Below are 20,620 nucleotides of genomic sequence, written 5' to 3'. Positions count from 1 at the left end.
TCCTATTTAATGCAGAAAAATTGTAGTATAAATGCAGTTAACTAAACTAGAAATAAAAGGATTCAAAAGCTTCGGCGATAAGATTACAATCAATTTTAATGAAGGCGTCACCGCAATTGTGGGCCCAAATGGTTGTGGCAAATCAAATGTCGTCGATGCGATACGTTGGGTTTTGGGAGAGCAGAGTACACGTATGCTCCGTTCAGAAAAAATGGAAAACATCATTTTTAATGGGACGAAAAATCGTAAAGCGGCAAACCTGGCAGAAGTTTCACTCACTTTTGACAATAATAAAAACGTACTTCCAACAGCATTTACAACAGTCACTGTGACACGTAAGCTGTTTAGAAACGGTGATAGTGAATACCGATTAAACGATGTAAAATGTCGCTTAAAAGATATTACAGACTTGTTTTTAGATACAGGAGTTGGAGCAGATTCTTATTCGATCATCGAACTGAGAATGATTGATGAAATCATCAATAATAAAGAAAACTCCCGTCGAAATCTATTTGAAGAAGCATCTGGAATATCCAAATATAAAGTCCGTAAAAAACAAACGCTAAATAAGCTAAGAGATACTGAACTTGACTTGAGTCGCGTAGATGATTTAATGTTTGAGATTACCAAAAATCTAAGATCATTAGAAGGACAAGCTAAAAAAGCAGAAAAATATACGCTTTTAAAAGATGAATACCGCCAGAGTAGTATCAATTTAGCCTATTACCGCATTGCCGATTTTAGCAGTGAACTGGAACGTCTCCAAGGTCAGGAATCCAAATTAAACAAGCAGAGTACCGACGCACAAGAACATATTAATAAAGCTGAAAATGCACTAAAGCAAATCCGAGAAGACAATCTGGAGCAGGAAAAAAATGTTTCCATACAACAGAAAGCCACCCAGGAATTTATTAATAAAATCCGAAATTACGAGTCGGAAAAAAAAGTTAAAAACGAACAGCTTAAGAATCTTCAGGATAAAGAAAGCAGATTGAATTTTGAAATCAACAATGACAATCAACAACTCAATCATGTTCTTTATACGATCAAAAGGTTAAATGAAGAGTTATTTCATGAGCAACAGCAATTGGATAATTTCCAAACAAACCTAGAAAAGGATAAATTTGAAGTCGAAGAGCTAAGAGGTCAGCAACAAACTGCCAAAGGAAAATTAGACAGCTATAACAAGGCCAGTACAACTTTACAGGACAATATCTATAAGCTTGAAAAAGATATTGCTGTTTTAAATATTCAAAAAGAAGCTTTATTACAAGAATCCATCCGAACGGTAACAGATACTGAATCCAAAGAAGCTGAGTTAAATCAATTTAATATTACTGTAGCTGAATTAGAGGGCCGTGTAGAAACGCAGCAACAACAGTATGAGACCGCCATACAGATGGAAGAAGAATTGCAATCGCAAATTCAAAATCATACAGCAAATATAAATACCCTTAAGGACGAATTAAATAAAGAGTCAAGGTTAGCAGATGCGAAACAGAATGAATATAACTTAACTAAATCCTTAATTGATAATTTAGAAGGCTTTCCTGATTCAATCCGATTTCTAAAGAAGAATGCAGGTTGGAAAAAACAACCGCCATTATTTTCAGATGTTCTTTTTTGCGAGGAAGACTACCGCGTAGCTATTGAAAATTACCTGGAATCGATCATGAATCACTATGTCGTGGAAACACAGCAAGATGCGGTACAGGCAATTAATCTTTTAAGCGATGCTGCACGTGGTCGTGCAAATTTCTTCATATTGGATGCCATCCCATCCATAAAGACATCTTCATCGATTAATGATGATATCTTAACTCCAGCTTTGAATGTTATTACTGTTGATGACAAATTCAAGCCTCTTTGCGAAGTTTTATTACAAAATGTCTATATTTTGCAACGAGAACGCGACCATGAACTTGAATTACCATTGCCCGAGGGAGATATTGTTATTTTGCAGAAAAATGGTAAATTTTCGAAAAACAGGTTAGGTCTATCAGGTGGTTCTGTGGGATTATTTGAAGGTAAACGAATCGGACGCGCTAAAAACATCGAAATCTTAGCAAAGGAAATCAAAGCTCTTAATGAAAACATCAATAAGCTACAGGATCAAATAGCCGACGAATCCGGACGTTTAGCAGCATTACAGTCTAATTCCCAAAAGGAAATGATTGATGAGCTTCGTTTTCAACTAAACCGTCTAAATAATGAATTGATATCTGTCAAAACAAAACAAGAACAATATCAAACCTTCATTACTAATGCACTAAACCGCAAGAAGGATATTCAAGATAAAATAATAGCTATTGAAAATGATTTACTAATTGTCGAACCTCAAATTCAAGATTTCAAAAACGAACGTGAGCAGCAGGTAGGTGATCTTCAAGAATTTCAGGACAGATTTAATGAAATTTCAGAGATTTTAACTGAAAAATCCGCAAGTTACAATCAAGGAAATCTCGGATACCATCAGCAACAGAATAAAGTTTCAAACATCAATAAAGATCTCGAATTCCGCGAAACGCAGCAGGAGGATTTTCAATCTCGTATCGAACGTAATACAAAAGATCTCGAAGAAGTACAGTTATCTTTAAAAAATACAGCCCAATTTGTAGATGAAGAAGACCAAGATCTGGTGGAAATGTATACGCAGAAGGATGCACTGGAAAAAGGTTTAGAAGAATTAGAAAAGAGCTACTATGGTGTTCGTAAACAAATAAATGAGTTAGAAGAGCAAATTATACAATACCGTCGATCAAAAGAACAAGATGATCTCCTAATTTCTGAAATAAAAGATAAGAAAACAGCACTTCAGATTGATCTTAATACTTTAAAAGAACGCCTTTCTGCAGAGTTTAATATTGAATTAAAAGATCTATTAGAACAAGAAGAAACGCCAACAATCACAGAAGATCAAGATGTACTTGTCGCCAAGTGTACGAAACTCAAAAAACAATTGAATGAGTACGGTTCAATCAATCTTATGGCCAAAGAGGCTTTCGATGAGATGAATGAACGTTATAACTTCATCAATAAAGAAAAATCAGATCTATTGGAGGCAAAAGAATCTTTAATGGCAACCATTAAAGAGATTGATGATACTGCAGAGGTACAATTTATGTTTACGTTCAATAGTGTTCGTGATAATTTCATCAAAGTTTTCCGCTCCCTATTTAACGAAGAAGATAGCTGTGATTTAATCCTTACAGACCCATCTAAACCGTTAGATTCGGATATTGATATTATTGCGCGTCCTAAAGGAAAAAGACCATTGTCGATCAATCAACTATCAGGAGGAGAGAAAACCCTCACCTCAACAGCACTTCTATTCTCACTGTATCTTTCGAAGCCTGCACCATTCTGTATTTTTGATGAGGTAGATGCACCATTAGATGATACTAACATTGATAAATTCAATAATATCATTCGTGATTTTTCTAAGAACTCACAATTTATAGTGGTTTCTCACAACAAAAAAACAATTGCGAGCACAGACATCATCTATGGAGTTACCATGGTAGAACAAGGTGTATCACGTGTTGTTGCAGTTGACTTACGAGATGTCGCTTAAGAAATAACAGATTTTGTTATATACAAGATCTGTTATTATAAAAAAAGGGAGTGATACATGTGTATCACTCCCCTTTTTTTATAATAATTATTCTGATGAGCTTATTTAGTCGCTACTAGAGAAACCTTAAAGTTTATCTCAGCAGAAATTAAATCATCTTTTTTACCTTCATAACTTACGCCCCAATCAGCACGAACGATGTTAAAATCAGCTTCTGTTTTGATTGTTGTAGCAGTTGATTCAATTACTTTAGCATCAAATGAGATATTTTTAGTAATACCTTTGATTGTTAAATTACCAGAAATTTTCACATCTTGTGCTGTAGCACCAGCTTCCGCTTTAGTCACAACAAATGTAGCTTCAGGAAATTTAGCAACATCAAAGAAATCCGCCGCTTTTAAATGGCCATCTAATTTCTCTTTGTACTCTCCTTCAAGATCTGTAGAACTAATTGTATTCAAATCCAATGTGAACGTACCACCGGTTAACACACCATTATTCACATTTAATGAACCTGATTTAATCGCAATCGTACCTGTATGTGCACCTGTCACTTTCGTTCCGGTCCATACAACTTTTGACTGTGTTGCATCTACATTAAACACCTCTCCAGCTGGAGTAGCAATTTGTTCTGTCGCAACAGAATCTTGCACTTCCGCTTTTTTTCCTTCTGGATTTCCAGCACAAGAAGACATAATAACAGCTGCGATAGCAGGTAATACTAATAATTTTTTCATAACTAACTTAATCTATTTTATATGTTTAAACACTTGATTAACCAAAGATATTATAAGATCTAAATAAAATCTACTAAAATACTATACAATATCAAATTATGACAATAACATGTTTTAGTGTCCTTTAGGAGCAACATCAACGCGACGAATATCAGCGCCTAATTTCTTTAATCGCTCTTCGATATTCTGGTAACCACGCTCTATTTGCTCGATATTATGAATAGTTGAAGTACCTTTTGCAGATAATGCTGCGATCAATAAAGATACGCCTGCACGGATATCAGGTGAAGTCATTTCAATTCCACGTAAAGGATACATTTTATTCAATCCGATTACAGTTGCACGGTGTGGATCACAAAGTATGATCTGAGCCCCCATATCAATCAGTTTATCAACAAAGAAAAGACGGCTTTCAAACATTTTTTGGTGTATCAAGACATTTCCCTTTGCTTGTGTTGCCACAACCAAAACAATACTTAATAAATCTGGTGTAAATCCTGGCCAAGGTGAATCTGATATCGTTAAAATTGAACCATCAATAAATGTATCTATTTCGTATGAATCCTGCGCTGGAATAAAAAGATCATCACCACGCAACTCCATTTTAATTCCTAAACGTTGGAATACGGTAGGAATAATCCCCAATTCTTTGTAACAGACATCCTTAATGGTAATTTCAGAACCAGTCATAGCTGCTAATCCGATGAAAGAGCCAATTTCAATCATATCTGGCAACATACGGTGTGTTGTTCCACCCAAACGCTCCACACCTTCTATCGTGAGCAAATTTGAACCAATACCGGAGATATTAGCTCCCATACGATTCAACATTTTGCATAACTGTTGCAAATAAGGCTCACAAGCTGCATTATAGATTTCAGTTTTACCTTTAGCCAATACTGCCGCCATAACAATATTAGCAGTACCTGTAACAGATGCTTCATCTAACAAGATGTAAGCTCCCTTTAATTGAGTAGCATCGACATTAAAGAAATGATTTTCCGAATCGTAGATAAACTTGGCTCCCAATTTTTCAAAACCCAAAAAGTGAGTATCCAAACGACGACGACCAATTTTATCGCCTCCGGGTTTTGGAATAGCTGCCTTCCCGAAACGTGCTAATAAGGGTCCTACAATCATAATAGAACCTCTTAAGCTTCCTCCTTTTTCTTTAAATTCTGACGATTGGAAATAATCTATATTGATATCCTTAGCTTCAAAAACATAAGTATCCTCATCAATACGATTGACACGTACACCTAATGCTATTAAGAGATCTATTAATTTATTGACATCCTTAATGTTTGGAACATTACTAATTGTGATGGGTTCTTCAGTCAACAATACTGCAGATAAAATCTGTAATGCTTCATTTTTCGCTCCCTGAGGAATAATCTCTCCTTTTAATGGCTTCCCGCCATTGATTTCAAATGCATTCATGCGTACACCTATATCTTTTTATATTTTCCTTTGATGTTATAAGAAAAAAAGCAATTGAAAAGAAATATAAATCACTTCACAATTGCCTTATATCATACTTAAAGTATTAACAATTATCCTCTCTTATAACCGCTGTTACTATTGCTATTATTATTGCTGTTATTATTATTTTGGTAAGGACGTCTATTGTTATTGTTACTACTTCCGCCACCTGAATTGCTTCGTTTTTGGAACGAATTTGTTCCCGAAGGTCTTCTGTTATTTGAGTTATTATTGTTGTTGCTCCGACTATGGTTATTATTAGAATGCCCGGAATTGTTATTAGTAGTTTGTGTCGGATTATTTCCTTTAACTCTATTTCCCGGAGGCGCACTTTTGAAATCTTGTTTGGTCAAAACTGTACCTTCTGGCAATTGCAATACCTTACTTGACAATTCTGCTAAATCTTGAATAATAAATTCGTCTGCTACCGCATCTTTATTCCATGTTGTATACGCCATCTTCATGAAATTGGCAATTGAAAGCGCCATTTTTTGACGTTTTTCTTCATCCGTAATGGAAATTGCCTTATTAATCATTTTCTCCACTGTAAAACCATAATGCTTGTACTTGATATTATGCTGCGGATAGGATAACAATTCTGGCTCATGCTTCACCAATTCTGGAGTTGCTTTAGGATATGGAGAATCCACGTCAATCTGGAAATCAGAAATAATTTGCAAGTGATCCCACAATTTATGCTTAAAATCTGCCACGTCGCGTAAATGAGGATTTAACACCCCCATCATATCAATGACAACTTGAGCATACTTATTTCTTTCTTCTTTTGTAGGTAAATCACAAATATAGTTTACCATATTTTGCACATTCCTACCGTATTCAGCTAGGATTAGCTTCGGTCTTGTGCTGTTGTAGTCAAAGTTCATATAGTGAATTTCAGTACCAATACAACGTTGTATTCTGTACTTTGGTATTAAATTATTGAATAATTCTCAGTTTTGCAAATTTAAGCAACAATTGTTTCTGTCCCAAGTCTTTAAAGAAAATAGTTGCTTTTACTTCTCCCTTTGATCCTTCGAGGTTAACAACCTTTCCGAAACCAAATCTTTCGTGTTCCACTTCCATGCCAACCTGCAAACTATTTGTGTCGGATGGAGTAAAACCAGCGGAAGGTGTATGCGCTTTGGGTAATATCGAGGTAGTTTTAAAAGGTTTCGGCTTAGGTTTCGAAAAACTATCCGTCTCTTTTTGCTGCCAGGCAATACGCTCACCTTGGAAACTTCCAGATTCTGCAGAAGAACTTTGTCTTGGTTTAAAATCCAGATCCAAACAAGATGGATTCAGTTCATCCAAGAATCTGCTTGGTTCACAGTTATTAAGTGTTCCCCATCGATATCTAGAAGTTGCGTACGAAAGTAATAATTTTTTTTCAGCTCTGGTAACTGCAACGTAAAATAATCTTCTTTCTTCCTCCAGTTCAGTCCTTGAATTAAGTGCCAACTGAGATGGAAATAAATTTTCCTCTAAGCCAACGATGAATACGACAGGAAATTCTAAACCTTTAGACGAGTGTATCGTCATCATTGAAACCGTATCCGCATCTGGATCTTTATCGTTATCATCATTGGTCAGCAAAGCAATATCCTGCATATAAATGTCTAACCCACGTTCCTCAATATCCTCGCGTTCGGAAAACTCTTTAATACCATTGAGCAATTCCTGTATATGTTCGTACCGTGTCAATCCCTCAACAGACTTATCTTCATATAGTTCCTTTAATATACCTGAATGCTGTGCTATATGCATTGCCGTATCAAAAGCACTATTAGTTTTTGCCAGCGCTTGAAAACTCAAGATCATTTGACCAAATCCTCCAACAGAAGCGGCACTACGTCCGTCCATAAACATTTGAGCATTCGCTACAATATCCCAAAGACGGTATTGATGTTGATCTGCGGCGATCACGATTTTCTCAACCGTGGTATCACCAATACCACGACGAGGATAATTGATCACACGTTTCAACGCCTCTTCATCGTTTGGATTAAAAGTAAGTCTAAAATATGCAATTAAATCTTTAATTTCTTTTCGTTGATAAAAAGAAGTACCACCATATATTTTATAAGGGATATTTATTTTTCTTAAAGCTTCCTCCATTGCTCTAGATTGCGCATTGGTGCGATAAAGAATAGCAAAATCTTTATAATTATACGATTTTAATGACTTTTCTTGCGAAATTAATTCCGCAACAATTTTGCCTTCCTCATTATCTGAAAATGCACGTGAAACTTTTATCTTCTCTCCTTCTTCATTATCAGAAAAGACATTCTTTTCCAACTGATTTTGATTGTTAGCAATAACCGAATTCGCGGCGTTAACAATCATTTGAGTTGAACGGTAATTTTGCTCTAATTTAAAAACCTTTACTGCAGGATAATCCTTTTGGAAATTCAAGATATTCTGAATATTTGCACCACGGAAAGCATAAATACTCTGTGCATCATCACCAACTACACAAATATTCTCATTAACAGCAGCTAATCGCTTAACGATTAAGTACTGTGAAAAGTTGGTATCTTGATACTCATCAACCATCAAGTATTTAAACTGATGCTGGTATTTATGCAGCACTTCAGGATGCTTATTCAACAAAACGTTGGTTTTGAACAACAAATCATCAAAATCCATAGCCCCTGCACGATAACAACGTTGCGCATACGTCATATAGATTTCTCCTAACTGACCTCTCCCGTTAGAAATATCTTCCGCTTTTAGTGCTTCATTTTTATTATACTCCTGTGGCGATATGAGATTATTTTTCGCTTGAGAAATACGCCCATACACATGATTGACATTATAAAGTTTGTCATCTAAGTTCATTTCTTTCAAAATGGAACGTAGTAAACTTTTCGTATCATCCGTATCGTAAATCGTAAAATTACGCGGGTATCCGATCAATTCAGCTTCTACACGCAAAATCTTGGCAAATACGGAGTGAAATGTTCCCATCCAAATATTTTTAGCCTCAGCACCAACCACCGACATAATACGATTACGCATTTCTTTTGCGGCTTTATTAGTAAAAGTTAAAACTAATATATTGAAAGGATCTACTCCTTTTTGTATTAAATGGGCAACGCGATAAGTAATGACACGTGTTTTTCCTGATCCAGCCCCAGCAACTATCATTACTGGTCCATCAGTTTGTTCTACAGCTCCTCTTTGAGAAGGGTTCAATCCTGCTAAAAAATCCAAAGCTTTCTCCTAATATTATATGTTATTTAAAATAGCTTATAAAAGTACGAAAATCATTTGGCGGATAGGCAGTCATCGTCACAAATAATAATTTTTTAACAAAATCTGCATCCTCTTATGAATATGTAAAAGACTGATTTGCACTTCAGCTAATACTCGTTCAATATGCAGTAAGATTTTCATCGGATTTAACTGAGCTTTAATAGAGGGTTTATAGTGTTTTACCTCTAGAAACCCTCTATTATCCCTTTAGAATATCACCAAAAAATAGTACCTTAGTATAAGGTATATATAAGTATATTTCCTATTAAACAGCAGCTTACTAACGTGATATTTGCAAACTAAAATTTATCGTCTTTTAAAATGAATCAACTATGCTTCTTAAGATGCTGTAGTTCGAGATTTAAAAGCTACAAAAGAGGCAAAATTCAATTTTTTATGGAGTACATCAACAGAATTGAATCCTACTTTTTTAAGCAAATCAAGCTGATAAGTTAAACTCCGCGGTGTATCTTCATGCTCGATATAAGCAAAAACATGGTCACGATAAGTTCCGTCTTTCAAACCCGTAAGGTATCTACCATAGTAATTATCATAAATCAATTTTTGAATGGCATCATGATCATGAATCACCAGATCAAAAATCCAGATACTCCCGCCCTCTTTGAGTAAGCTATACAGTTTTTTAAATGCATGCTCCCAATCTTGGTCATCACGGAGATGATGCAAAACCGCCGTTGCAATAATAACGTCATAATGATTTTCTTTTAGCTCGGCAGTTCTAAAGTCACCTTTTAATATCTGAACCTGTCCAGTTATGACTTCTTGTACACGTTCTTGTGCTTTTTCCAACATCGGCTGGCTTAAGTCAACCAAAGTACAGTCAAAATCGGACATCTTTTGCGCTAATTTAACAGGGTAATTACCAGCGCCACAACCAATATCTAGCACGTGATTTAATTCCGGATACACAGCGACAATACCATCAGTAATCAGTTCCATATTAAACAAGGCATCTAAAGTCGTCTGCTGTCCTGTGTCAAGATTTGAAAACCGTGCTACATCCTGGTCAAACCGTTCTTCAATTTCTTTTAGCGTTGATTTATATTCCATCTTTCTAATTTTTAATATTTTCAAATCTAAAACATTGAATAATACTTTAAAAATACTATTTTAGGCAATTATTAATACCTTTCAAGTATCGATGGAATTAAGACATTTACATTATTTTAAAGCAGTGGCAACGGAGTTACACTTCGGTCGTGCGGCAGAAAAATTGCATATCTCTCAACCGCCCTTAACCCGTCAGATTAAAGATCTGGAAAAAGAATTAGGGGTCATTTTATTTTACCGAAATAATAAGCGTGTTGAATTAACAAATGCAGGACGCTATTTTTTACAGGAATGTGATCAACTGATGCAGCAGCTGGAAAAGGCTAAGCTCATGACCAAACAATTACATCAGGCTATTTCAGGAGATTTCAGACTCGGTTACATTAGTTCGACCCCAAAGAAAATGCTGGCTAAGATATTGAAACAAATCAAAAATGATTTCCCCTACTTACATGTCTATCTGTATGAGACCTCTTCTCAGAAACAAAAAACGGCATTAGAAAATGGGAAACTTGATTTAGGAATACTACGAGCACCTATCTTTACAACTAATCTTCAGGTGTATTCTTTGTTTAAAGATTCCTTTTGCTTAGCAACGCCTAAAAAGTGGGGTAAGGACATTCATGCACTTACTTTAATGCAAGAAGATTTTATTTCGTACAATTCAAGTTATGCTGATGATTACCACAATCAGATCATAGCCTGTGCAAACCGGATCGGTTTCCATCCACAAATTGTACACGAATGTAACACCATGCATTCCATATTAGAATTGGTAGCGAATGGATTAGGTATCGCATTTGTTCCCACTTCGGTTGCAAAACAGAATACCGAATTGCCATTAGAATTTCATGCTTTAAAAGAACAGGATATTCAGACAGAGGTGATATTAGCTTATGACAACAAAAGTCAACATCCCGTTTTACAGCAATTTATTACATTAATTAAAAAATATTATACCGCTTAACGCATAGCTATAAGCTCGGAATTATAAAATAGATCAGTTGATTAAAGAAACATCTGATCTGTTTTACAACTCACGTTCTACTCCTAGGCCAAATAAAGCAAAATCATATTTAACCGGATCCAATGGATCTAACTTTCTCAAATTTTCAGTAAGCTGCATCGCTGTTTTCCAGTTTACCTGATCCAAAGTTATTAATCCAAATTTACGAGCGACACGTTCGACATGAAGATCACAGGGACAAATAAGATCCTTCTGATTTAAACGGCTCCAAATTCCAAAATCTACTCCTTTATCATCATGACGTACCATCCAGCGCAGAAACATATTGATCCTTTTAACAGTAGATTTCTGTATTGGAGAACTAATATGCTTTCTCGTTCTTAATGGATAATCAGGAAGAGAAAAAAAGTAATTTTTAAACTCATCTAAACACTTTTCTAGTACAACTGTACCCGTATTTTCCTGTCCAATTAAAAATGCATCTTCCAAAGAGGAAAAATGATTATAATGATAACGAAAAAACTGAATAAAATACAGAAGATCGGTATCGTTAAAAGTACGATGCTTAAATCCGAGCAACTGCTTTAAATCAACCTCCTGATGATTCATGATGAAATCATGTGGACTTCCATCCATACGTTCTATCAACTCTGTGCATTTATTAATGATGGTCTTCCGTTGCCCCCAAGCTAATATTGCAGCTATAAACCCCATGATTTCCACATCCTCTTTCTTTTGAAAACGATGTGGAATACAAATCGGATCATTCGGAATGAAATTGGGTTGATTATACTGTTCGACTTTTTTATCCAAAAAATCCTTAATATTAAAATCTGCCATCTATTTAAATAAAAACCATCAGTTCCTCCCGATAAAATTATCAGGAGGAACTGACGGCTAAAACTTTTTAATCTATTATTAAACTAACGCTTGTTCCAGATCAGCAATCAAATCATCAGCATCCTCGATCCCAACTGAGATTCGGATCAAATTATCGACCACACCTACTTTCTCACGTATTTCTTTTGGAATAGATCCATGGGTCATTGTTGCTGGATGATTAATCAGAGACTCCACTCCTCCTAGTGACTCAGCAAGTGTAAACACTTTAAATTGCGAAGAAATGCGAAATGTTTCGTTTAGATCAGCACCTTTTAAAACAATAGATATCATACCGCCGAAATCACGCATTTGCTTTTTAGCAATATCATGTCCAGGATGATCTTCAAATCCTGGCCAATAAATTTTTTCCACTTTTGGATGATTCCTAAGATATTCAGCAACTTTACGTCCATTAGCACAATGTGCCTCCATACGTAAATGTAATGTCTTGATACCACGAAGCGCTAAAAATGAATCCTGTGGTCCAGGAGTTCCGCCTACGGCATTATAAAAAAAGAATAATTGTTTGTATAACTCGTCTGAATTCATAACTAGTGCCCCCATAACCACATCCGAATGACCATTAATATATTTGGTAGCTGAGTGCATAACAATATCAGCACCAAGGTCCAAAGGATTTTGTAGGTATGGAGAAGCAAAAGTATTATCAACTACGTAAAGCACTTTTTTTTCCTTAGCAACCTGGCCAATAGCCGCAACATCCGCAATTTTCAATGTCGGATTAGTCGGAGTTTCTACCCAGATTAACTTCGTTTTGTCCGTTATCGCTTCCCGTACAGCATCAGGATCTGAAGTATTTACAAATTTAAAAGTGATTCCATAGGCTTCATAAACTTTAGTAAAAATACGGTAGGAACCACCATATAAATCGTCTCCCGTAACTACTTCGTCTCCTGGTTTCAATAGACGCAAAACACAATCCGTGGCGGCCATACCGCTTGAAAAGGCTAAACCATGCTGACCATTTTCTAAAGCAGCTAAACAGTCTTCTAAAGCTTTCCGTGTAGGATTTGTTCCTCTTGAATACTCGTAACCTTTATGCTCGCCTGGAGAAGCCTGTTGATAAGTAGAAGTCTGATATATAGGAGTCATCACTGCACCCGTTGTAGGGTCCGACTGTTGACCAGCATGAATCGCTTTAGTTGCAAATTTATATGCCATATTATTTAATATTTATATTAATTCTGAAAAAGTAAATTTATTAAAAATCTAACGGAGATTCATATTTAAAAGTATAATTCAAGTCATTTTGCAAACGATTTGACTTTACTATTTTCTGAAATGAATCACTATTATTAAAAGCAGTTGGTAAATCAAAACCGTATTTCTGTGCTGATGCTTCGACAACATCTTGCTTTAATGGATGATGAGGACATACCACGTTGTAGATTTTATTGTTTAAAGGCTTTGCAAAACCCTCACTTATCAGCGACGCAACATCTTCCAAATGAATAAAATTGGCAGGCTGTCCACCCGTAGTGCATTCTTTCTGCTGAAAATATTTAGCAAAAATGCGATTTTGACCAAACAGGCCTCCTAGACGGTAAATATGCGTATTTGGGAATACACCAATAGATTTTTCAGCAAGCAGTAATTTGGACTGCAGTTCATCTTCTTCAAAACTATCCTCATCTATTTCTTTCGAAACATCGGGATATATTCCAATTGAGCTTAAAAATATTATTTTACTATATTGTAAACTGGATAGAAAGTTACTTACTCGAAGGAACCTTTTAGTCAGGTCTTCTATTGTTGATTTATTTGTTGCAGGAACACTCACCAAGATATAATCAAATTCTTTTGGCAAATTAATAGCAGGAGTTAGTGGTTCGTCGAAATTTTGCTTAAATGCAAAAATACCATCGGTTATTAACCGATGGTATTTTTCTGCTGTAGTGGTAGATGCCCAGACTTCATGTCCTTCTTTCAACCATAAATTAGCGACAAACTCTCCTACCCATCCACAACCTAATATGAGATAACGCATGAGTGATTGATTATAAATTAATACGCTTTTGCGAATAAAACACGTTTTGTCGAAGGCTTACCTGTAAAAATACAAATACCAGCTTCCTCTTTTGCGTCTAAAGGCACGCAACGAATAGTCGCTTTTGTTTCTTCTTTCACTAGTTTTTCTGTCTCCACAGTGCCATCCCAGTGACAAGATATAAAACCAGCTTTCGTTTCCAAAACTTCTTTAAACTCATCATATGAATTTACTTCAGTAATATGAGAATCTCTGTAATCCAAAGCCTTTTTAAAAATGTTTTCCTGAATTTCAGTCAATAAACCTTCGATTCTATCTGCTAATCCAGCTTGTTCAACAGTCTCTTTGGTCTGTGTATCACGTCTTGCTAATTCAGCAGTTCCATTTTGCATATCACGTGCTCCAATAGCTAAGCGCAATGGTACACCTTTTAATTCCCATTCTGCAAACTTGAATCCAGGTCTTTGCGTATCACGATCGTCATATTTCACTGAAATATTTTTACTTTTCAATTCGCCAGACAAAGCATCGATAAAATTATCAATTGCTTGCTTCTCTTCTGCTGTTTTAAAGATTGGAACAACAACAACTTGGATTGGCGCTAACATTGGAGGCAATACCAGACCTTGATCGTCCGAGTGTGCCATAACCAGAGCTCCCATCAAACGCGTCGAAACACCCCATGATGTTGCCCATACATGCTCTAATTTACCTTCTTTAGAAGTAAATTTCACATCAAAAGCTTTAGCAAAATTTTGACCAAGAAAATGTGAAGTACCTGCCTGCAGAGCTTTACCGTCCTGCATCAATGCTTCAATACAATACGTGTCTATCGCTCCCGCAAAACGCTCGTTTTCAGTCTTACGACCGCGTATAACCGGCACACCCAAATATTTTTCAACAAAGTCACCATATACATGAAGCATCTTTTCGGTCTCTTCAATTGCTTCTTCCTGAGTTGCATGCGCGGTATGGCCTTCTTGCCACAAGAATTCAGTAGTACGCAAAAATAATCTGGTACGCATTTCCCAACGAACAACGTTAGCCCACTGGTTCACTAAAATTGGAAGATCCCGGTAAGATTCAATCCACCCACGGTAAGTATTCCAAATAATCGTTTCAGATGTTGGTCTAACGATTAACTCTTCTTCCAATTTAGCATCTTCATCAACAATAATATTTCCGTTACCATCATTTTTTAAACGGTAATGTGTCACTACTGCACACTCTGTTGCAAAACCTTCTACGTGTGATGCTTCTTTCGAGAAAAATGACTTGGGGATGAACAAAGGAAAATAAGCATTACTGTGACCAGTATCTTTAAACTTTTTATCCAAAACCGCTTGCATACGCTCCCAAATAGCATATCCATATGGTTTTATAACCATACAACCTCTCACAGCAGCGTATTCTGCCAAGTCAGCCTTGATCACAAGGTCATTATACCATTGCGAATAGTCTTCTTCACGACTTGTTATACCTTTACCCATATTATTAATTCAAAAATTATTGTAACATTGTGATTAAGAATTCCGTCTAATAAAGGAATATAAGTTTTAAAAATAAATATTTATTATTTTTGAGAACACGATTAAACCCTTATCTGAAATTTGGGTCTAAGATAGTAAATTAGACTGTATTGTCGAACATAACGACTTAGTATATTATGAAAAAAAATAGTTTTTTACTCGGCGCTATTGTGATTTCAGGAGCCCTTACGCTGGGATCTTGTACTACTAGCAGACCAATCACTCATAGTGATGATGTCTATAATAATAATGCCCAGGCAAGACCAGCTTATCAAAGTCCGGATTACTATTATGCGGATGAAAGTGAAGCTGATCAAGTCCAAGATAACGGATATTATAGTGATGAATATTCTGATGCAGAATATGAAGAAGGAAAATACGAAGACTTGGAATATGCGAATCGAATTAATCGATTTTATTATTCTTCACCAGGTATGACCTACTTTGATCCATTCTTTGATCCTTGGTATGGTATGGGAATGGGATACGGAGGCTTTTATGGTCCTTCATTTGGTTTCGGATATGGTAATGGTTTTGGAGGTGGCAGATGGTCCATTGGCCTAGGTTTTGGCTTCGGCTATGGTTCTGGCTGGGGTTACAATCCATGGTACCCAGGATGGGGCTGGGGCGGTGGATATTGGGGTAATGGATATTGGGGCGGCGGCTACTGGGGTGGTGGTTATGGTGGCGGATACTGGGGTAACCACAGATCACGTGACTTAGCAGCACGTTCACCTTACCGTGATAACTACAACACACGTTCGAGATCAGGTACGCGTTACAGTGATGGTGGAAGAACTACTGGACGTACACGTTCGAATGCTGTCGTCTCTAGAGATGCGAACGGTAGAATTAGCAGTGTTGGAAGAACACGTTCTTCTGCATCAAGCAATAATCCAAATGATACCAGAGCAGGAAGAACACGTATCGGTTCAAGCAATACCAACAGAGGTGATTATAATAATGGTGTTGGCAGAACACGTTCAACACGTTCCGATAATTACAACAACTCAAATAGTAATGTAGGCAGAACACGTTCTACAAGTTCAACAAGAGTACAACAATCAAACCCAGCGACAAGAAGTACAAGTAGAGATACTTATCAACCTTCAAGAACACGTTCTAGCGAACCGGTTCGTTCATCGCAACCAACGATGCGATCACAATCGAGCGGAAGCTTTAACAGTGGCGGTGGTGCCACTCGTTCATCAGGTGGTGGCGGAGGCGGTGGTGCTACACGCAGTGGTGGAGGCCGTACAAGATAAATATGATTCATAAGAAGAGTGGTTGATGAAAATTCAATCACTCTTTCATTACTACTATATATAAAACTATATGACTATTAAAAAAATACTTTTTGGGAGTGTACTAGCTATAGGTATGGTTGGCACCGCAAAGGCCCAGTCAATGACGGAAGATGTACTTTTGTTTTCTCAAGGAGACAATGGAGGAACAGCTCGTTTCAAGGCTATGGGAGGTGCTTCAACTGCATTAGGTGGTGATATTAGCGCTATAACAGGAAACCCTGCAGGTTTAGGTTTTTATAACCAATCTGATGCTTCTGCAACTTTACGTTACCAATATGGGAAAAATAAGATGGATTATTTCGGTAACAAAAGCAATAGCAAAACAGACAATTTTAACCTGGATAATGGTGGTGTTGTATTTCATTTACCAACCACTCGTTACGGCGGAGACTTAACTAAAGGCTGGTTAAATTTTAATGTTGGTATTGCTTACAATCGTACGAATCTTTTTAACAATAAATTAGACTATAGTGGCGTGAATAGTGACAATTCGATCACACATGCGTATGCAGATCGCATGTTCGATGAGGATGGAAGTGAATGGGCAAATGACATGAAATCATCCTTTATGTTTGATAAAACTATTGGCAAAGACAAAAACTTTTATTTTCCAATTGCTGAAGATAAAGGAAGCGAACAATTGAATTCAGTATGGACCAAAGGTGGAAAATCTGAAACAGCATTATCTTTTGGCTCTAATTATAGCAATAAATTTTATATCGGAGCAACTTTCAGCCTAACAGATTTCCGTTATGAAAAATCTGCTGTTTTTACAGAATACGGCATAACGAAAGATGCGGCTGGTATTAAAGCATTGAATCCTGAATCAAACTATCTAAAGGCAGATGAAGAACAGGCAAAATTTGTTGATGTGGACTACGAACTATTTGACCATTACGGCCAAGTGACTCAAGGATCTGGTTTTGATTTTAAATTAGGTATGATCTATAAAGCCACACCTTCTTTAAGTTTAGGATTTACGGCTAAAACGCCTACATTTATGTCAATTACAGATGAATCGACCTCTTATACAGACATTAACTACTTTAAGCCAAATGCCGATAAGTCATTCCATAATTTCGCATCTAAGTATTACGACACCTCGTACGATTATAACTTACAAACTCCCTATAAGCTTTCAGCTGGTCTTACACAATATTTTTCTGCCGGTCTATTAACTGCGGAAGTTGAATTTGTCGATTATGCAAGTATGCGCTATAGAGATGTTTATAATAATAATTCAAACGAGCAGCAGATGAATGCTAATATTAAAAATACATACCAGGCAGCCTTCAATGTACGCGTAGGTGGCGAGGTATTATTTAATCAGATATTAAGCGGAAGAGCTGGTTTCAATTATAATGGTAATCCGTACAAAGATGCTGAGTATAAAACTTATGGCATTTCAGCTGGTCTAGGTGCTAAATTAGGCCGTGGTGTATATCTTGATCTGACTGGTGTTTATAATGCCAACAACTATAAAGAAAATCCTTATAGAATCACTTATGAAGGCGACTGGAATACGGTTAGTCCAAGTGTTGACGTTAAGAATAGCAGAACAAATGTAATGTTAACGATAGGATCAAAATTCTAGATCCTATTATACGAAAAAAAGGCCTATTTCATATGAAATAGGCCTTTTTTCGTATAAGTTACCTTTAAGCCTTTTCTGCTTTTCGTCTTACAAATAAGTTGTAGTTCTCATGCTTATCTACATAAATCTCCTCCCCTTCTTCAATAAATCCATCCAAAGCCACAGCATCATACCAGACTCCCTCTATTTCAATCTTACCAGATGGGCGCAAAACAGTCTTTGCTACTCCTTCCTTATTCAATAAATTGGACTTTAAAATAGAGGAGGTATATCCTTCTTCCGATTTTTGCTCTTCCTTTAAAACAAGTCGTCTAAAAACTGGAGCCTTTAACAGATTTTTCCCAAAGATGACCATCAATATGATCGACAGTATCATGGCTCCTACAACTAATAAAAATGAATTAAATAACATACCTGGATAAGCGAGTTTAAAATCTAAAAAATCATTGGCAACAAGACTAAAAGTCAGACCGCAAATAACAAAAATTATTCCTAATATACCGGCAATTCCAAAACCGGGAATAACAAAAACTTCTAAAAGAATTAATACAAGTCCTACTATAAAGACAGCTATTTCCCAATTTGCAGCTAAACCTTGAATATAGAGTGGTGCAAAGAACAGTAATGCCGCTACAATCGCAACAGCAATAGCAAATCCTAAACCAGGGGCTTGCATTTCGGCATAAATACCACCTATTATTAACAAAATCAGTATACCACTTACAGCTGGATTTATTAAAAAACTGATAATATGATCAATTGTACCCTTACGATAGACAGTTTCTTGTACATTGACTATATTTAAGTCTTTATAGATCATATTACGATTGCTAACTTCCCCCTTTGCCAGTCCAAACTTAACAGCCTCACTGCTCGTTAGAGTCAACAATTGTCCATCTTGCTTTATCAACGGCAATGATACATTAGGATCAACAAAAGCTTCTGCCAATTTCGGATCACGATGTTTTACCTCTGCCGTTGCGCGCATCAGTCCTCGCATATAAGATTGATACTTCTCAGGAAGCACTTCTCCATTAGCATTGACAACACTTGCTGCGCCTATACTTCCCCCCGGATGGATATAAATATAGTCACTCGCCAAGGATATCAGCGCTCCTGCAGAAGCTGCATTATTATTAATATAAACAATCGTCTTAATCTTTGAGTCAAGCAATTTTGTCCGGATAGAGTCTGCAAAATTTAGGGCTCCTCCATATGTATTCAATTCCATTAACACATAATCCACCTTTTTACTCTGTGCGCTGTCGTAAACTTGTTTTACTGTACGCCAGGCACTTGGTCCTATATCATCCTTTAATTCAAACACATACACCTTTTGGGCAAAACTTGATGTGAATAATACCAAGCTTAAAAAGACTGTTATTAAAAATGATTTACTAATTTTGCCTTCCATAAATAAGATTATTAAAAAAATAAACAAGCGATTAATACATTTGCTATGTCTAAATATACTATTTCTAACGCATTTTCTCAAACCTTCAGATTTCCGGTCTGGAAAATAGAAATAGATGAAATAAGCAGATTGATTGCTATTGAGTGCCGCGATCCTGAAAATACTGTTCCTTACATCACAGTTCTGGATTTTAAAGGTACAGTGTATTTAGATCATTTTAGACTACCAGAAAAGGAATGGACTTTAGCGGCTATCCAAGATCAAGTTGTCGTGTTAAGGAAAGTTTCTGAAAATAGTCCTGTATCTCCAGGTGTTTGGATGCTATTTCATCAAAAACCAGATACGACTTATTTATACCATCAATACCAATATCTTGGGATACTCAATGGTTATGTACATGTTCGTCCACAACATATCACTGCAGGTTTCGAACAGTATTTCTCATTTCTTTCAAAAGAAATTTTAACGACAATACCTTCAGAAATTAAACCTTTTGAAAATGATATAGTCTTTCCTTTGGAATTTAATGCGCAAAAACCTTCATTTTTGCAGCATATTAAAAATAATGAAGATCTATGGATCAGTAAATGTAATGATCATTTTCTATGGTCTTATCATGAAAAACGGAAAAAAAAATATACCATCAGATTGTTGCTTTCTGATAAAAAACAAGTTCTAGATGAAACGTTAATTATTAGCGATCTGGATTTAAAACTGGTGCAAATCTATTTTCAAATTGGGTGTCAGATTTTTCTTTTAACACACAATAAACAAGAATTTGTATCGTATTTAGTATAATT

The 20,620-nt window shown here is 36.2% G+C and carries 15 protein-coding genes; 5 read left to right on the top strand and 10 right to left on the bottom strand.

Going from position 1 to position 20,620, the window contains the following annotated elements:
• Nucleotides 1-31: 31 nt before the first annotated feature.
• A complete protein-coding gene (gene smc, locus HCX49_RS00625; RefSeq protein ID WP_132772886.1) occupies nt 32-3,574 on the top strand; it encodes a chromosome segregation protein SMC in 3,543 nt (1,180 codons plus the stop codon).
• Nucleotides 3,575-3,675: 101 nt separating this feature from the next.
• Here smc and HCX49_RS00620 read toward each other — a convergent pair whose 3' ends face one another.
• The 5 genes from HCX49_RS00620 to HCX49_RS00600 form a co-directional block, all read right to left on the bottom strand.
• Entirely contained in the window at nt 3,676-4,311 is a 636-nt protein-coding gene (locus tag HCX49_RS00620) for a YceI family protein (RefSeq protein WP_168125856.1), read from the bottom strand.
• Nucleotides 4,312-4,425: 114 nt separating this feature from the next.
• Nucleotides 4,426-5,751: a UDP-N-acetylglucosamine 1-carboxyvinyltransferase gene (murA, locus tag HCX49_RS00615; protein ID WP_021192300.1), complete on the bottom strand. Its 1,326-nt coding sequence runs from the start codon at nt 5,749-5,751 to the stop codon at nt 4,426-4,428.
• Between the two features lie 113 nt (nt 5,752-5,864).
• Nucleotides 5,865-6,677, bottom strand: a complete 813-nt coding sequence (locus HCX49_RS00610) for a DUF4290 domain-containing protein (protein ID WP_021192301.1) — start codon at nt 6,675-6,677, stop codon at nt 5,865-5,867.
• Nucleotides 6,678-6,729: 52 nt separating this feature from the next.
• The gene (locus tag HCX49_RS00605) at nt 6,730-9,006 is read right to left on the bottom strand and encodes an ATP-dependent helicase (protein WP_021192302.1); all 2,277 of its coding nucleotides are present in this window, start codon (nt 9,004-9,006) and stop codon (nt 6,730-6,732) included.
• A gap of 381 nt (nt 9,007-9,387) precedes the next feature.
• Entirely contained in the window at nt 9,388-10,119 is a 732-nt protein-coding gene (locus HCX49_RS00600) for a class I SAM-dependent methyltransferase (protein WP_132772890.1), read from the bottom strand.
• 91 nt (nt 10,120-10,210) lie between these two features.
• Between HCX49_RS00600 and HCX49_RS00595 the strand changes: the two genes are divergently transcribed.
• Entirely contained in the window at nt 10,211-11,086 is an 876-nt protein-coding gene (locus tag HCX49_RS00595; protein ID WP_132772892.1) for a LysR family transcriptional regulator, read from the top strand.
• A gap of 63 nt (nt 11,087-11,149) precedes the next feature.
• Here the strand turns inward: HCX49_RS00595 and HCX49_RS00590 are convergent, their stop codons facing one another.
• The 4 genes from HCX49_RS00590 to proS form a co-directional block, all read right to left on the bottom strand.
• The gene (locus HCX49_RS00590) at nt 11,150-11,926 is read right to left on the bottom strand and encodes a TIGR02757 family protein (protein WP_168125855.1); all 777 of its coding nucleotides are present in this window, start codon (nt 11,924-11,926) and stop codon (nt 11,150-11,152) included.
• 78 nt (nt 11,927-12,004) lie between these two features.
• Nucleotides 12,005-13,150, bottom strand: a complete 1,146-nt coding sequence (locus HCX49_RS00585) for a cystathionine gamma-synthase (RefSeq protein ID WP_132772895.1) — start codon at nt 13,148-13,150, stop codon at nt 12,005-12,007.
• 40 nt (nt 13,151-13,190) lie between these two features.
• Complete coding sequence (locus tag HCX49_RS00580; RefSeq protein ID WP_021192305.1) at nt 13,191-13,976, bottom strand: hypothetical protein; 786 nt, start codon at nt 13,974-13,976, stop codon at nt 13,191-13,193.
• Between the two features lie 17 nt (nt 13,977-13,993).
• Nucleotides 13,994-15,466, bottom strand: a complete 1,473-nt coding sequence (proS, locus tag HCX49_RS00575) for a proline--tRNA ligase (RefSeq protein ID WP_021192306.1) — start codon at nt 15,464-15,466, stop codon at nt 13,994-13,996.
• 176 nt (nt 15,467-15,642) lie between these two features.
• Between proS and HCX49_RS00570 the strand changes: the two genes are divergently transcribed.
• Nucleotides 15,643-16,770 (top strand): hypothetical protein, encoded by a 1,128-nt coding sequence (locus HCX49_RS00570; RefSeq protein WP_168125854.1) that lies wholly within the window; start codon nt 15,643-15,645, stop codon nt 16,768-16,770.
• Nucleotides 16,771-16,840: 70 nt separating this feature from the next.
• Nucleotides 16,841-18,406, top strand: a complete 1,566-nt coding sequence (locus HCX49_RS00565) for an OmpP1/FadL family transporter (protein WP_168125853.1) — start codon at nt 16,841-16,843, stop codon at nt 18,404-18,406.
• Between the two features lie 64 nt (nt 18,407-18,470).
• Here the strand turns inward: HCX49_RS00565 and HCX49_RS00560 are convergent, their stop codons facing one another.
• Nucleotides 18,471-19,820: an NfeD family protein gene (locus HCX49_RS00560; RefSeq protein ID WP_021188438.1), complete on the bottom strand. Its 1,350-nt coding sequence runs from the start codon at nt 19,818-19,820 to the stop codon at nt 18,471-18,473.
• A gap of 45 nt (nt 19,821-19,865) precedes the next feature.
• On the opposite strand from HCX49_RS00560, the gene HCX49_RS00555 reads away from it, so the two are divergent.
• Nucleotides 19,866-20,618 (top strand): hypothetical protein, encoded by a 753-nt coding sequence (locus tag HCX49_RS00555; RefSeq protein WP_168125852.1) that lies wholly within the window; start codon nt 19,866-19,868, stop codon nt 20,616-20,618.
• Nucleotides 20,619-20,620: the final 2 nt, after the last annotated feature.

Origin of the sequence: Sphingobacterium sp. B16(2022), assembly GCF_012030425.1 — a bacterium.
Lineage (GTDB): Bacteria > Bacteroidota > Bacteroidia > Sphingobacteriales > Sphingobacteriaceae > Sphingobacterium > Sphingobacterium anhuiense.
Note: the sequence above shows the minus strand (reverse complement) of the source record. Positions and strands in the feature narration are given on the sequence as shown.

Bases quoted from the DNA above. Each gene is read 5' to 3' on its own strand.
- smc (WP_132772886.1), top strand. From the start codon at position 32: ATGCAGTTAACTAAACTAGAAATAAAAGGATTCAAAAGCTTCGGCGAT.
- HCX49_RS00585 (WP_132772895.1), bottom strand. From the start codon at position 13,150: ATGGCATATAAATTTGCAACTAAAGCGATTCATGCTGGTCAACAGTCG.
- HCX49_RS00600 (WP_132772890.1), bottom strand. From the start codon at position 10,119: ATGGAATATAAATCAACGCTAAAAGAAATTGAAGAACGGTTTGACCAG.
- HCX49_RS00565 (WP_168125853.1), top strand. From the start codon at position 16,841: ATGACTATTAAAAAAATACTTTTTGGGAGTGTACTAGCTATAGGTATG.
- proS (WP_021192306.1), bottom strand. From the start codon at position 15,466: ATGGGTAAAGGTATAACAAGTCGTGAAGAAGACTATTCGCAATGGTAT.
- HCX49_RS00560 (WP_021188438.1), bottom strand. From the start codon at position 19,820: ATGGAAGGCAAAATTAGTAAATCATTTTTAATAACAGTCTTTTTAAGC.
- HCX49_RS00620 (WP_168125856.1), bottom strand. From the start codon at position 4,311: ATGAAAAAATTATTAGTATTACCTGCTATCGCAGCTGTTATTATGTCT.
- HCX49_RS00595 (WP_132772892.1), top strand. From the start codon at position 10,211: ATGGAATTAAGACATTTACATTATTTTAAAGCAGTGGCAACGGAGTTA.
- HCX49_RS00610 (WP_021192301.1), bottom strand. From the start codon at position 6,677: ATGAACTTTGACTACAACAGCACAAGACCGAAGCTAATCCTAGCTGAA.
- murA (WP_021192300.1), bottom strand. From the start codon at position 5,751: ATGAATGCATTTGAAATCAATGGCGGGAAGCCATTAAAAGGAGAGATT.
- HCX49_RS00590 (WP_168125855.1), bottom strand. From the start codon at position 11,926: ATGGCAGATTTTAATATTAAGGATTTTTTGGATAAAAAAGTCGAACAG.
- HCX49_RS00580 (WP_021192305.1), bottom strand. From the start codon at position 13,976: ATGCGTTATCTCATATTAGGTTGTGGATGGGTAGGAGAGTTTGTCGCT.
- HCX49_RS00570 (WP_168125854.1), top strand. From the start codon at position 15,643: ATGAAAAAAAATAGTTTTTTACTCGGCGCTATTGTGATTTCAGGAGCC.
- HCX49_RS00555 (WP_168125852.1), top strand. From the start codon at position 19,866: ATGTCTAAATATACTATTTCTAACGCATTTTCTCAAACCTTCAGATTT.